This window comes from Acinetobacter sp. 102, assembly GCF_037028485.1.
In the GTDB taxonomy this organism is placed as follows: domain Bacteria; phylum Pseudomonadota; class Gammaproteobacteria; order Pseudomonadales; family Moraxellaceae; genus Acinetobacter; species Acinetobacter higginsii.
On the sequence record NZ_JAZEZK010000003.1, the window covers coordinates 91,137 to 105,351 of the forward strand.

General features: G+C 40.7%; 15 protein-coding genes. 10 read left to right on the forward strand and 5 right to left on the reverse strand.

The features are described 5' to 3' along the window. Nucleotides 1-204 precede the first annotated feature (204 nt). Nucleotides 205-765 (forward strand): TetR/AcrR family transcriptional regulator, encoded by a 561-nt coding sequence (locus WA352_RS04010; protein ID WP_004806520.1) that lies wholly within the window; start codon nt 205-207, stop codon nt 763-765. Between the two features lie 139 nt (nt 766-904). Here WA352_RS04010 and WA352_RS04015 read toward each other — a convergent pair whose 3' ends face one another. Further along, on the reverse strand, nt 905-1,684 hold the full coding sequence (locus tag WA352_RS04015; protein WP_004806522.1) for a ferredoxin--NADP reductase: 780 nt from the start codon (nt 1,682-1,684) through the stop codon (nt 905-907). Nucleotides 1,685-1,802: 118 nt separating this feature from the next. On the opposite strand from WA352_RS04015, the gene tsaA reads away from it, so the two are divergent. The 5 genes from tsaA to WA352_RS04040 all read left to right on the forward strand — a co-directional run bounded on the left by tsaA (nt 1,803) and on the right by WA352_RS04040 (nt 6,895). Next, on the forward strand, nt 1,803-2,516 hold the full coding sequence (gene tsaA, locus WA352_RS04020; protein ID WP_004806525.1) for a tRNA (N6-threonylcarbamoyladenosine(37)-N6)-methyltransferase TrmO: 714 nt from the start codon (nt 1,803-1,805) through the stop codon (nt 2,514-2,516). 48 nt (nt 2,517-2,564) lie between these two features. Further along, nucleotides 2,565-4,343 (forward strand): GspE/PulE family protein, encoded by a 1,779-nt coding sequence (locus WA352_RS04025; protein WP_032811639.1) that lies wholly within the window; start codon nt 2,565-2,567, stop codon nt 4,341-4,343. Between the two features lie 87 nt (nt 4,344-4,430). Further along, nucleotides 4,431-4,796: a NirD/YgiW/YdeI family stress tolerance protein gene (locus WA352_RS04030; RefSeq protein ID WP_033132949.1), complete on the forward strand. Its 366-nt coding sequence runs from the start codon at nt 4,431-4,433 to the stop codon at nt 4,794-4,796. Between the two features lie 100 nt (nt 4,797-4,896). Further along, the gene (locus WA352_RS04035; RefSeq protein WP_033132948.1) at nt 4,897-5,556 is read left to right on the forward strand and encodes a response regulator transcription factor; all 660 of its coding nucleotides are present in this window, start codon (nt 4,897-4,899) and stop codon (nt 5,554-5,556) included. A gap of 4 nt (nt 5,557-5,560) precedes the next feature. After that, nucleotides 5,561-6,895 carry a sensor histidine kinase gene (locus WA352_RS04040; RefSeq protein ID WP_033132947.1) on the forward strand — a complete coding sequence of 445 codons (1,335 nt, stop codon included), beginning with the start codon at nt 5,561-5,563 and terminating at the stop codon, nt 6,893-6,895. A gap of 96 nt (nt 6,896-6,991) precedes the next feature. Here WA352_RS04040 and hemP read toward each other — a convergent pair whose 3' ends face one another. After that, nucleotides 6,992-7,162, reverse strand: a complete 171-nt coding sequence (hemP, locus tag WA352_RS04045; protein WP_004653932.1) for a hemin uptake protein HemP — start codon at nt 7,160-7,162, stop codon at nt 6,992-6,994. A gap of 177 nt (nt 7,163-7,339) precedes the next feature. Between hemP and WA352_RS04050 the strand changes: the two genes are divergently transcribed. Then, nucleotides 7,340-8,251 carry an NUDIX domain-containing protein gene (locus WA352_RS04050; protein ID WP_033132946.1) on the forward strand — a complete coding sequence of 304 codons (912 nt, stop codon included), beginning with the start codon at nt 7,340-7,342 and terminating at the stop codon, nt 8,249-8,251. 2 nt (nt 8,252-8,253) lie between these two features. On the opposite strand, the gene WA352_RS04055 is transcribed toward WA352_RS04050, so the two are convergent. Together WA352_RS04055 and mrcB are read right to left on the reverse strand one after the other, a co-directional pair. Further along, nucleotides 8,254-8,811 carry a tetratricopeptide repeat protein gene (locus tag WA352_RS04055; protein ID WP_005204291.1) on the reverse strand — a complete coding sequence of 186 codons (558 nt, stop codon included), beginning with the start codon at nt 8,809-8,811 and terminating at the stop codon, nt 8,254-8,256. Nucleotides 8,812-8,831: 20 nt separating this feature from the next. Continuing rightward, the gene (gene mrcB, locus WA352_RS04060; protein WP_033132945.1) at nt 8,832-11,243 is read right to left on the reverse strand and encodes a penicillin-binding protein 1B; all 2,412 of its coding nucleotides are present in this window, start codon (nt 11,241-11,243) and stop codon (nt 8,832-8,834) included. Between the two features lie 234 nt (nt 11,244-11,477). Here mrcB and WA352_RS04065 point away from each other — a divergent pair, with 234 nt between their 5' ends. The 3 genes from WA352_RS04065 (at nt 11,478) to WA352_RS04075 (ending at nt 13,124) form a co-directional block, all read left to right on the forward strand. Beyond that, entirely contained in the window at nt 11,478-12,386 is a 909-nt protein-coding gene (locus WA352_RS04065; RefSeq protein WP_032858932.1) for an NAD(+) kinase, read from the forward strand. Beyond that, complete coding sequence (locus tag WA352_RS04070; protein ID WP_005313347.1) at nt 12,383-12,655, forward strand: YeaC family protein; 273 nt, start codon at nt 12,383-12,385, stop codon at nt 12,653-12,655. The genes WA352_RS04065 and WA352_RS04070 overlap by 4 nt, the downstream gene beginning before the upstream one ends. A gap of 61 nt (nt 12,656-12,716) precedes the next feature. Next, entirely contained in the window at nt 12,717-13,124 is a 408-nt protein-coding gene (locus tag WA352_RS04075) for a hypothetical protein (protein WP_032859000.1), read from the forward strand. Nucleotides 13,125-13,163: 39 nt separating this feature from the next. On the opposite strand, the gene WA352_RS04080 is transcribed toward WA352_RS04075, so the two are convergent. Then, nucleotides 13,164-14,159: a glycosyl transferase family protein gene (locus WA352_RS04080; RefSeq protein ID WP_033132944.1), complete on the reverse strand. Its 996-nt coding sequence runs from the start codon at nt 14,157-14,159 to the stop codon at nt 13,164-13,166. Nucleotides 14,160-14,215: the final 56 nt, after the last annotated feature.

The following is a 14,215-nucleotide window of genomic DNA, read 5'->3' on the forward strand; positions in this document are numbered from 1 at the left end:
AAATAGAAAGATTTTTTTACAAATGATCTTGTATGTAGACTGATTTTTACATACCCTATAAAAGGAACAATAAAGAAAATACGACTTTTCTATTAATGCTCTTAAAATAACATAAACATACATAGTGGCCAGAATTTTCCAGCATGTAAACTATGTCTAAATAATGCATTAAGTTTTTTGATAGAATTCTACAAGGATAATAAAATGTCAAAAAAAGAAGATATTATTGCAACGGCTCTAGACCTTTTTAACCGTCATAACTACAGTTCTGTGGGTGTGGATCGAATTATTAGTGAGTCGGGTGTTGCTAAGATGACGTTCTACAAATACTTTCCTTCCAAAGAGAACTTGATCGAAGAGTGCTTGTCTCGAAGGAATAAAAGTATTCAGGCGGCCATTGAACATGAAATTAGCTTAATCGAAGCAGATGATTATTTGGGGAAAATCAAGGCAGTCTATTTTTGGCATTTATCTTGGTTCAATTCCGATGATTTTCATGGTTGTATGTTTCAAAAAGCTTCTTTAGAAATTCTACAACAATATCCCTCTATTATTGGGCCAATTGTCGAATATCGAGAGTGGTTAATGGCTTTGGTTGAAGATTTATTTGAAAAGGCTAAAGTATTTCAACCTCATGTGCTCACAGCCATGTATATCAATATTTTAGACGGTATGACAGCTTATGCAAAAGTGAATAAGGATCATGCCCAAATCGAAGAGTGTTGGTATTATATTGAGCGTTTGATTCATTTAGAGGCGGCTTAATTAATTATTTTGTTTAGTTTTTTTTAATGACGGTTTTATGAAAATTAATATAAATAAAAAATTAAGCTTAATTTAACTCATGTTTAAAAAAGAAAAACCGAGGTTAATACCTCGGTTTTTCTAGATTATTGATTGAAATTTATTTTTCAACAAATGCACGTTCGATGACATAATCACCCATCACGCCCATGCGTGGTGATTCAACTAAACCATGTTCATCAAGCAGTGCTGCAACATCTTTAAGGAAGGCAGGGCTACCACACAACATGGCACGGTCAGTTTCACGGTTAAAACGTGGTAAACCTATTTTTTCAAATAGTTCGCCAGATTCAATTGCAGTCGTTACACGACCTTGAGTATGGAACGGTTCACGTGTCACCGTTGGGTAATATACCAATTTGTCTTTAATCCCTAATTCTTCAAAGAACTCGTGGTTTGGTAGTTCATTTAAGATTAGATCTTGGTAAGCAAGTTCTGATACATAACGTGTACCGTGGACCATAATTACTTTTTCGAACTTTTCGTAAGTTTCAGGATCACGAAGCAGTGAAAGGAATGGAGCAAGGCCAGTACCAGAAGATAAAAGGTATAAATTTTTACCTGGTAATAAATCGTCGTGTACTAAAGTGCCTGTAGGCTTTTTAGAAATCAGGATCTCGTCGCCCACTTGTACTTTTTGTAAGATAGAAGTTAATGGACCGTCTTGTACTTTAATAGAGAAGAATTCGAGTTCTTCTTCATAATTCGCACTCGCGATCGAATAAGCACGCATTAAAGGCTTACCATTCACTTCAAGGCCGATCATCACAAACTGACCATTTTTAAAACGTAAGCTGGTGTCGCGTGTAGTTTTAAAACTGAAAAGCGTGTCATTCCAGTGGTGAACATGAGTAATGCGTTCAACGTTAAAAGCAGCCATTAAAGGTCTCGATCACAGTTAAAAGAAACAGATGGCTATTCTAATCTAAAATCATTCTCGATAAACTGAATATATTTAATTGTGTTTATAAGAAAAAGTGATGAGCAACTCAGTAGTCATGCCGATCATTGGCCATATGCATTCGCCTTATCGTGAGAAGTTTGGTATTCCGCGACAGCCAAATCTCGTACAAGTCGAGTCCTATATAGAGATGGCGGAGCCTTATAACGATATTCTGGCTTTTGAAGGGATCGAAGATTTTAGTCATTTGTGGCTGTTATGGCAGTTCCATGAAAACAAAAATCAAGATAACTCTTTGAATCAAATGTCTAAATTTCGTCCACAAGTGCGGCCGCCACGACTCGGTGGTAATCAAAAAATAGGTGTTTTTGCAACCCGTAGTATGTATCGTCCATCCCCAATGGGCTTGTCTGTGGTACGTTTTTTACGTGTTGAAAAGCAGGCTAAGTCAGTTCGCCTGTATGTTATGGGCAGTGATTTACTGCATGGTACACCGATCTTAGACATCAAACCGTATATCCAATATTCGGATGCGATTGCAGATTCACAGAGTGGTTATGCGCAAGAAGAGCCAATCCGTAAAACAGTGCTTTGGACGGAAACTGCACAGTCACAACAGCAACAGTTATTAAAGCAGAGAATTTTGGATAAAAAGATATTCGATGAACTGGAACAAGTGTTATCTTTAGATCCAAGACCTGCGTATCAAGATGATGCTGAGCGGGTATATGGCATGTGTTTTTCAGAATTGAATATTCGTTTTACAGTGGATGATCGGAGTGTCACAGTTGTAGCTGTAGAGCAAAGCTAAAAAACTTTAAAAAAATAATTGAGTCATACATTTGGGGAACTGACGGTGATACAAGCGCAGGCAAAATTTGCAAACTTTTCGTTTACGATTGATGTAACGTGGTGCTTAGAGCAACTACTGAAAGATGGTCGTATTACTGAACGGGATAAGTTACTCATCCAAACCACACATCGTCAGAAGGATCAGTTGAAATGGCATCCTTTGCAGTGGATTGCCAATTTTAATTTAAAAGATCAACTCAATGTCGGTTCCACGCTAGCGATGAATCGCTTGTGTCAGTGGTTGGCTGAAAAAGCAGATATTCCTTTATTTGTGATTGACCCACTCAAAGCAGATGTAGCTGCTTTAACCAGTGTCATGTCACAAGAATTTGCGGCCAGAAACCATATTCTGGCGGTGGAAGTACACGCAGATCGGATTTTGATTGGAACCGATCAACCCTTTACCACTGAATGGCTCAATAATTTGGAACGAAGCTTAGCGCCAAAGAAAATTGAGAAAGTGCTGCTCAATCCCGAGCAACTGCAACGTTATCTGGTTGAATACTATCAAGTCAGCCGGGCGGTCAGTTCATCGCAGAATGCCAGTATTTATGATCGGGAAAATAAAGGTGTTGAGGCTTTATTGCAGTTAGGCGATACCCAAAACCCTGATGCCAATGATCAGCATATTGTAAAGTTGGTAGATTGGGTGCTGCAATTCGCCTTCGAGCAAGGCGCCAGTGATATTCATTTGGAGCCAAGGAAAGATAAAGGTAAGGTACGTTTCCGTATTGATGGTGTTTTACACACGATCTATAACATGCCTGCCAATACACTCACTGCAGTGATTTCGCGCATTAAAATCTTGGGTCGTATGAATGTGGCTGAGAAGCGAAAACCGCAAGATGGGCGCTTAAAAACGCGTACACCGAAAGGGCAAGAAACAGAATTGCGTCTTTCTACCTTACCGACCGCCTTTGGCGAAAAGTTGGTGATGCGTATCTTTGACCCAGAAGTGTTGGTCCGTAGTTTCCAGCAATTGGGTTTTGAAGGGCATTTATTGCAGAGCTGGCAGCAACTCACTCAGCACAGTCACGGCATTATCTTGGTGACAGGCCCAACAGGTTCAGGTAAAACCACTACGCTGTATTCATCGTTAAAGCAATTGGCAACCGAGCAGGTCAATGTCTGTACTATTGAAGACCCGATTGAAATGCTGGAGCCAAGCTTTAACCAAATGCAGGTCAATCCGAATATTGAATTAGGCTTTGCGGATGGTGTGCGTGCCTTAATGCGTCAAGACCCTGACATTATTATGGTCGGTGAGATTCGTGATCACGATACTGCAAATATGGCGATACAAGCGGCATTAACAGGGCATTTGGTGCTTTCTACTTTACATACCAACGATGCGCCGTCGAGTTTGACGCGTTTACATGATCTTGGAATCCAACCGTTCCTTACCGCAGCAACAATTTTAGGGGTATTAGCACAACGTTTGGTGCGTCGTCTTTGTCCGCATTGCAAACAGCAAACCGCCATCAATGAGCAAGAATGGGAACATCTCACTTTTGACTATATGATGGATATGCCGACTACAATGTATAAGGCTGTAGGATGCGAGGTGTGTCGTCAGACCGGTTATAAAGGCCGCGTTGGCATTTATGAATTCATGCCAGTGAGTTTGGAGTCAAAGTCGTTGATCAGTGCAAATTGCACACTCAATGATTTAAGAGCACAGGCCAAAAAAGAAGGGATTGAGCCCTTGCGTATTGCAGGGGCACGTAAAGTCCTTGAAGGGGTAACCACTTTGGAAGAAGTTTTACGCGTGGTGCCTCTGAGTTAAACAGAAAATTTGAATCTTCAGATTCACCTCATCTTCATTTGTTTTAATGCCTACATCGAAATGATGAACCACAATGAGGGTATCAAGATGAACGTTTTTTCTAAAGTTGCAGTGATTGCTGGTTTGGTTGGTGTGATAACTTTTGCAGTTGCAAATACAAATGCAGTAAATCAACAAGCACTGGCACCAACTCAAATCACTACCGTTAAACAAGCATTGACGATGAAAGATGATACGCCAGTGCAATTAAAGGGTTATGTGGTGAAAGCAACAGGTGATGAGAAATATCAGTTTAGCGATCAAACCGGTTCAATCACCGTCGATATTGATGATGACTTATGGCAAGGTAAAGCCGTATCGGCAAAAACGCCTGTGACATTGATTGGTGAAATTGATATTGATTACAAACCAGCCAAGCGTGTTGAGGTTGATGTAGACCAAGTTCAATTCTAAGTAAGCTGATCATCCCAAAAGACCACATGACAATCATGTGGTTTTTTGCTTATGCTTTATTCTCAGAAAAATGTTATAGATCAAGTGAGAGGATTATTTTATGCGAATTTTATTGGCTGAAGATGATGCCTCTCAGGCAGAGAGTATTAAAGACTGGTTAGAGATGGATGGTTATAGCGTTGATTGGGTTGAACGTGGTGATCATGCCATCTTGGCGGTCGAACAGCATCAATATGATTGCATCTTACTGGATCGGGGCTTACCACAGGCCACAGGGGATGACATTCTGAAAGCGATTCGCCGTCAGGACAGCAAAACTCCGGTTATTTTTATTACGGCCAAAGATCATATTCATGATCGGGTCGAAGGTTTAGACCTTGGTGCTAATGATTATTTGGTGAAGCCATTTAATTTAGAGGAATTATCGGCACGGGTCCGTTCACAATTACGCCAGCATCAAGCCCAAGCAGGGCTGTATCTAAATTTTTCCGATTTACAGCTAGACCCACAAGCCAAAACACTGAGCAAAGCAGGACAGGCCATTAATCTGACCGCAAAGGAATTTCAGATTTTGCATAAACTCATGCAAAAGCCCGATCATATTTTGACACGGGAACAATTGGAAGAATCCTTATATGCATGGGGGGATGAAATTGAAAGTAATGCCATTGAAGTGTTTATTTATCAGATTCGGAAGAAAATTGGCGGGCAATATATTAAAACCATTCGTGGTTTAGGCTATCGCATGCATCAGGAATAACAGCATGAAAGTGGTGTCTTTACAAAGCAAACTGGTTAAAACCTCTTTAATCAGCTCCGTCGTTGCAGGATGTGTGGCACTGCTTTTATTCGCGGTCATTTCTGCGTACCAAACCATGCAAGTACAAGACGAAATCATGGATGAGATTTCAGATATGTTGCTTATCGCGGATTTAACCAGCCCCTCTGGGCAGCAAATTGATGAGCTCAGTGATCAGTTTGATATTCAATATCGTTTGAGCAATCAGCAGCAGGTACTGACCCAGTCAGAAGGCTTTCATCTCGATCAACAGTATTACAGTTTGATTGAGGCCGCACATGGCGACTATGGTTTGATTTGGCAGAAAGGTCAACTCTGGCGAAGTTATGCGGGTGAAGATGAAAATTCGCATATGCAAGTGTTGATATTGCAACCTTTAGAGGAACGTTTCCAAGATTTACTGCATAACTTTGTGGGATATGCACTGGTCTTAATGTTGGTGTGGTTAATGCAGTGGATCATGCTGCATTTTCTGATCAAGCGCCAATTTAACGTAATTCATCAATTATCAAAGCAAATCTCGGCCAAGAATGCGGATGATCTTAGTCCTGTTCAAGCGGGTGAGGTGGAGTTAAAAGAACTACAACCGATGTTGGGTCAGCTTAATCGCTTATTACAGCGCTTAGACCACTCCCTACAGTCTGAACAACGTTTTACCGCGGATGCCTCGCATGAGTTACGTTCTCCTTTGTCTGCGATTCAGATGCGTTTGCAGTTATTGCAGCGTAAATATCCAGAACGCGCAGTTGACTTTAGCCAAATGCAGCAGGATGTGAGTCGAGGTATTCAAATTTTAGAGAATTTATTGTTATTGGCACGTTTAGACCCAGAGCACACGGATAATTTGCCCAAGACTTATCTTTCGATGCAGGAGAGTGTTGAAGAGGCAATACAGGCACTTCACTTATTTGCCAAGGAAAAGCATATTCAATTGCATTGGCAGGCTGCAGCAGATCTGCAGGGGCAGATTCTTGCCAATCCGCAGTTGATCTTTACCTGTGTTCGAAACCTTGTGGACAATGCCATTCGATACACGCCAGAATATGGACAAGTCTATATCTCTTTACAGCAACAGCAGCAATATTTGGCTTTGATTGTAGAAAATGAAGGCCAAGGGATGGATACAGAAAATTTAGCACGTTTGGGTGAACGTTTTTATCGGGCTTTGGGAAGCAAAACACAAGGCTCTGGTTTGGGTTTATCGATTTGCAGCAAAATTGTCGAGTTACATCAAGGTAAAATTCAGTTTGAACAGTCCCAATATGGTGGTCTGAAGGTCAGCATCCTGCTTAAACGTTAAGTTGGGTTGGGGTTGAGATCAAACGCATTAAAAAAGCAGTATGCGCTGACATACTGCTATTCCCACGTTTTTTGTTATTGTCCGATTATTATTATATTACTTCGTTAAAATCAGGCGATTATTACGGGTTAAACGTAAGCGATATTCCTCACCAGCATGCATGATGCGGATTTCGCGACCTAAGGCAAAAAGGTTGTTTGAATGCAACATTGGCAATGATTGAGCTGCATCGGTACTACGAGTAAATAGGCTGAATGGTGCGTTCATTTGTTATGCTCCGTGGTGTGTTTTTTAATGTTTTAAATGATAATCATTATCGAATAGACCTGTCAACGGAAATTTTAAGAATTTACAAAATCATCTATTAATTTTATTTTTTGACATGGGAATGCCGAGTTAAATTCCTTAGAATGGATCTGAAAAGCTGAGAGATTTTAAACGGTTATGACAAAAGCTACAGTTGATGTTGCGATCGCAATTTTATTACACAAAACTAAAGTTTTAGTGGGTTGGCGACAAGCAAACCAACATCAAGGCAACAAACATGAATTTCCTGGCGGAAAAGTTGAGCAGGGTGAAACACCTGAACAGGCTTGTCGTCGAGAAATTTATGAGGAAGTTGGCATTGGTTTAAAAGAGTGGCATGCTTTTGATCTGATCCAACATGAATATGAAGACATCATTGTCAATTTATACTTATTCCATGCTTATGTACCTGATGAGTTACTTAATCTTATTCATCAACCATGGGCTTGGTATAACCGTGATCAATTGATTGATCTCAATTTCCCGAAAGCAAATACCGTAATTCTGCAACGTTTAAGTTGGCCACATCTGATTAAAATTAGCGATCAGATCGATGCTTTGCCGCAACAAGAGGCGCTATTGTATTGGCGTACACAAACGGATGATATTGAGCAAATTGAGCAACAGCTTGATGCTTTAAAGGTTGATCAATTGAGAAAACTCATTGTTAATGTTGATCTGTGGCAAAAACTAAGTGTAAAACTGCAAAACAAGATACAGACCATTCATTTAAAGCAATCGCAGCTGATGAGTTTAAGCAAAGGTGGCTTGGTCGTGGGGAAACGCTTTATCGCTGCTTGTCACGATGCTGTGTCGTTACAACACGCTCAGCATATTGGCTGTGATGCTGTGTTTTTGAGTCCTATACATGCCACAGAGACGCATCCAGAAACGAAAGTATTGGGGTGGGATCGTTTTCAGGAATTGGCACAGAATAGTGATATTCCTGTATTTGCTTTAGGTGGGCTTGCACTGGCAGATTTAGAACAAGCCCAAAAACATCATGCTTATGGGCTTGCTGGAATTCGACAGTTTAGTTCAATTGATTAAGCTTAAAGTGTCTGAATGGTTCTACGTGCTTCTTGGGCCTTAATGGTATGACCGCGTGCTTCGCTCGCTTTCAGGATGATAAACCAAAGCTGTTTCTTCATAGCGTTGCTTTGCGCATAACTTAAGCCACGACGTGCCAATGCTTCGGCATTGGCATATTCTTTGCGCTGATCCGCGATCATTGCCAAATACAAATAAGTTTCTGTGGCTTGTGGCGCAATACGTTGTGCTTGTAAGGCATAACGCTCAGCTTCTGCGAGTTGCTGTTGCTTATAAGCCACTTGTGTTTTCTGCATTAAAGTCTTAAATGCAGGTAACTGGCTACCATCATTAAACTTCTGCTGAACCTTTTGTTGCGGAACAACAACGGGAACACTTTGACGTTTAATTTCTTTCTGTTCATAAGGTGTAATTTTTACACCAGAAGAAGGTTGGGTGACCTTCTTCTTTTGCGAGCTACTCGTTGGTGGCTGATTTGCAGGTTTGGTGGTTTTCTCTGGTGCAGTTGTACAACCTGCGAGTAGCAGCACACCAAGTAGAACCGTGGTTTTATTCATCATGTCCAATCATCCTTGTAAACTTAATTGTCACTGTTACCGTTATAGCTGCCGCTAGAAATAACGCGTGTTGGAGTGTGATTGGATAAATCTGTATCCATTTGAGTTTCACTTTCACGAATATAGTTGCTTATACCGTCATTATGATCATCTGTAGGTGTTGCATCGTTCGGAATATAAGTTGGTTCTACTTCGTAGTGAGATTGACCGCATAAGGTTGCACGACGTGGTACGGTCTGACGCAGTAATGGAATATACATCGCACCATCACAGCCTTGAGCAGATAAATCACCGCTGGCACTATCAATCCATTGCCATTGAACATTATCGGTTTGGCGCAGATTGACAGGTTCTTGACGGAGCTGTTTCATCACATTGATCCACACAGGCAATGCACCTGATGAACCAGTTAAGCCAGTGACTTTATTGTCATCCAGACCTAACCAGACAACTGCAACATGATTGCCAGAATAACCTGCGAACCATGAGTCTCTGGTGTCATTTGTAGTTCCAGATTTACCTGCTAAATTGAGTGATTCTGGTAGGCTGTTATATGCAGAACGACCCGTACCAGAACGCATCACTTGCTGTAGGCCATAGTTAAGAATGTAGGCAGCAGCAGGATCAATGGTTTGTTGTACATTTAAGCCATAACGTTCCAGTAAATGGCCTTTGGCATCGACTACGGTACGAATTGAACGTGGTGGGTATTTAAAGCCACCTGTCGCAAAATTACCGTAAATGCTCAATACTTCCATTGGTGACATATTTACAGCACCAAGGTAAATCGAAGGGTAGGCAGGGATATCAGAACTTACCCCGAACTGTTTGAGCTTATTGCTGAATGCAGATAAACCAAATTCATTGGCTAAGCGTACAGTAGAAAGGTTGTATGAATTTGCTAATGCTTGTTGCATTGGCACAACACCATGTTCACCACCACTATAGTTCTTCGGTGTCCAGCTCTTGTCACCATCAATCGGAATATTGACTGCACTGTCTTCAATTGGGCTTGCCCATGTATAACGCCCAGATTCGATTGCATTTAAATAAATAATTGGTTTGAGTAATGAACCCACTTGACGTTTAGCATCTAAGGCACGGTTAAAGCCTGTAAAGTCTTGAGTGGAACCCACAGCCGCAACCAGTTCACCATTTTCAGGATGAGCAACCAGAACCGCACCTTGCAAGTTTTTCAAACGGGCAGGGTTGGCTTTGGCTAAACGATCGACAGTGCTCTTAAATGCATTTTGGACTTGGGTCTGTGCAATTGGATCAAGTGTGGTAAAGATTCTTAAGCCTTGATTGGTAATATCACTTTCTTGGTATTCAGTACGAAGTTGACGACGCACAATATCCAAGAAATCTGGGAATTTTGCAGGGCCTAAGGTTGGCTTACTCACCACATTTAATGGACGAGCAATCTCATCTTGATATTCTGCTTCTGTTAAATAGCCCATCACTTTCATGTTGTTTAAAACAACATCACGGCGCTTTTTCGCAGATTCAGGATTACGCCAAGGGTTATATAAAGAAGGGCCTTGAACCAGACCAACCAAGTAGGCTTGCTGTGAAATATTCAGCTCACGTAGAGGTAAACCAAAATAAAACTGTGATGCTAGACCATAGCCATTAATCGAATAGCTGCCATTTTGGCCTAAATTCACTTCATTTAAATAGGCTTCAAGAATTTCATCTTTGCTGTAATGTAATTCAATCAATATAGCCATCAATGCTTCATTGACTTTACGTTTCAGCGTTTTCTCTGGTGATAGATAGAAATTCTTGACCAACTGCTGCGTTAAAGTTGAACCACCTTGACGGCGACCACCTGTGGCATTACTGACCAAGGCACGTGCTGTACCACGGATCGAAATACCATGATGATGATAGAAATTACGATCTTCTGTTGAAATTAGCGCTTCAATCAGGGTTTTTGGAACTTTATTTAGTTTGATTAGAACGCGGTCTTCATTGTGCTGTGGATAAATACCACCAATCAATAAAGGCTCTAAACGAGCGACACCTGTACTCGAAGGCTTGGTTGAACGGATTTCACTCACCTGACCATCAGCGAAAGCAAGTTCTAGCACTTGCTCAGGTTCATTACTATCGCCATAGTCAAAACCGCGGGTATGTACATACATCTGGTTGCCTTGTACTACATAGCTACCAGACTTGTCATAATTCGCTGTGTTTTTGTAACCCAGTAATTTTAACTCTTGGGTAAAATTCTCTTGAGTAATCGGTGCACTAGAATAGATTTCTAATGGGCGAGCAAACACCTTGGCAGGGATGTCCCAACGCTGACCTTCAAACTTGTCACGAATAATATTATCCAAGCGGATCAGATAGATACTAAAAGCAACAAAGACACCTATCACTAACATTGAGAAAATGAGTGCTAGAAAACCAATACCACGTTCAAACTTCATAGATTTGCGTTAAAACCAAAACAATGTCGGTAATGATGCGATAGCTTATTGTCATTTTGCAATCATAAAACTGTGAATAAATAGCAACATGCAATAAAAACTTTAAGAATGCGTTGACATTAAACGTATAAAAAAACAACGGATAGACATTTTTATACTTTTTAATCAATCATCAACGCAACATTGGTTGTTAATGATATGATAGTCAGTAATCGCGACGGAGCTGAATTATTCGTGCAAATTTCACATAAATCCTTTCGAAATATTGGTCTAATTGGACGACCAGACAAGTATTCTGTAGTAGAAACGTTATGTTTAATTCATGATCATTTGATCACTTTAGGTTTAAACCCCGTTTTTGATCAGGAAACAGCCAAACTGGTGCCTTATAGTTATGGGCAGACAGTGAGCCGAAATTTACTTGGGGAAGTGGTTGATTTAGTTGTAGTTGTAGGGGGGGATGGTTCACTTTTACATGCTGCACGTGCATTGGTTCGACATAATACGCCTGTAATTGGAATTAACCGCGGTCGACTGGGCTTTTTAACAGATATTAAGCCAGCAGAAGCGATATTTAAGCTTGATCAGGTGCTACAAGGTCAATTTCAGCTAGATCGCCGTTTCTTGTTGGAAATGGAAGTTCGTACCAATGGTGAAACGATTTATGATGCAATTGCATTGAATGATGTGGTTTTACACTCTGGGAAATCGGTTCATATGATCGATTTTGAACTGAATATTGATGGACAATATGTCTATCGTCAGCACAGTGATGGCTTGATTGTTTCAACGCCAACAGGTTCAACCGCATATTCACTGTCAGGTGGCGGGCCAATCTTACATCCGAGTATGGATGCGATCGCTTTAGTGCCGATGCATCCACATACGTTGTCGTCACGACCGATCGTGGTGGGTGGTCACAGTGAAGTTAAAATTACCATTCGTGAAAACCGTGTTTTGCCGATGGTCAGTGCCGATGGTCAACATAGTGTTGCATTAAATGTCGGTGACACGGTGCATATTCGCAAACATCCGTTTAAACTAAGCTTATTACATCCACCAGGTTATGATTTCTATATGGCATGTCGTACCAAATTGGGGTGGAATCAAGATTTTGAATCTTTTCAACAGGATGACTCATGAATATTGAACAAATGCTCGCTATTTTAAATCCTGAAATTGTTGAGCGCCTTCGTACTGCTGTTGAAATTGGCAAATGGCCAAATGGGATTGCATTAACCAAAGAACAGCGTGAAATCTGTATGCAAGCAGTGTATGCATGGGAAATGGAACATTTACCAAAAGAACAGCGTAGCGGTTATATCGATCGTGGTACTAAAGAAGACGGTGAGGAGTGTGATGATGACCACCATCACAACGAACCAGAATTCAAACCGATTCGTTTTGTTTAATTTAAGAAGCTCAGTGATTACTGGGCTTTTTTTATGTTTACAAAATATAATAAAGAATCTTATGAAACATTTAAAATCTGTTTATGCACTATTATCTCTTATATTTTTTAGTGATGCTGTATTGGCTAAACAACCCATTGAATGTTTACTCAAGGTGAAGGTCGTTGCCAACCAGAAATACACTTCTCCCCAAACCGAATATACAAGTATAAAGAACGATGGTTATCCCATGTTATTGATTGGGATTCAGGTGATGGAGTCGCAATCAATACGAAGCTCCCAAAAGGTCAAAGCGCATCATGCATATTGTAAGGCACTTATAGGTCAACAACGAGATGCTTATCTTTCGGGTCCTTACGATCCTAACAAGATTACAATCAAAATAGGTGATCACCTGAAGCTAAGAAATATTCATTCTTCAGGTCGGGAATATCCGTTTTGGCCAGATTTTTATTATATTGAAACTTAAAACCAAGGCTATCCGATATAACCTTGGTCATTCGTATAATCAGAAACGACTCTTCCACAATTCTTTCGCTTTTTCCATTGCATCATCATAGCTATTGACTACACCCATGGTATACAACGCGATTCCCATCGTTTCGACGATTGCCAATTCGCCATATTCATGCGTATGTTCGCCCAACCAAACCGCTTTAAACACAGCTAAATCAAGCTCTTCTTCAATCGGACTACGGTCAGGGGTTAACTTTGGTAGTTCGTGTTCGTACAATTCACCATTTTTAATGCCACAAATTAACGTTTTGGCATCAGGATTACGTTCAAACTCACCACCTTCACCTTTAATCACTGCACTGTTTTGATAACCCAAGCGGAACGCAGTCTGTTGATGTGAAGTACGATAAGCTGGATGGAAGATCGCTTGTAAGGTCGCTTTGGTATTAAATGGATTAATTAAGCGTGCCAAAGTATGGATTGGAGAGCGTAACCCCATCACATTTCTTAGCGAGATCAATTCACTTAGAATTGGTGAAATGGCTTCAAGTGGTAGATAAGCAAAATTGTGCTGTTCAAGTTGTTCACGGACATCCTGTTGATTTTGACAAATTGAAAAGCCTAAGTATTGTAAAACTTGTTCGGTATAGACACGGTTAATGGTGTGACCTGATGCACCATGCATCACAATCTTGTAACCATGATGTGCTAAAGTCAGTGCTGCCAATAAGAACCATGGATAGTGCTTACGCTTGCCTGCATAAGAAGACCAGTCAAGATCGACCTCAAGTGGCTGAAAGTTGAGTTGATCTCGCGTAGCTTGGACAAAACCTGCTAATTCATCGACAGATTCCTCTTTAACACGCAAGAGCATCAAGAATGCACCCAACTGCACATCCAAGACTTCATCTTTTAAAATCATGCTAAAGGCTTGATAGGCTTCTTCATAACTGAGCGAACGGGAACCAGTTTTGCCCTTACCTAAAATACGCACATATTGAGCAAAAGGATGTTCAGCGGTTTTATAGATATTACGTTTTGTGTTCATGGTCGTATTGAAGGTTGTCACAAAGAATAAAACGAATATGACATAAAACTGAGCTG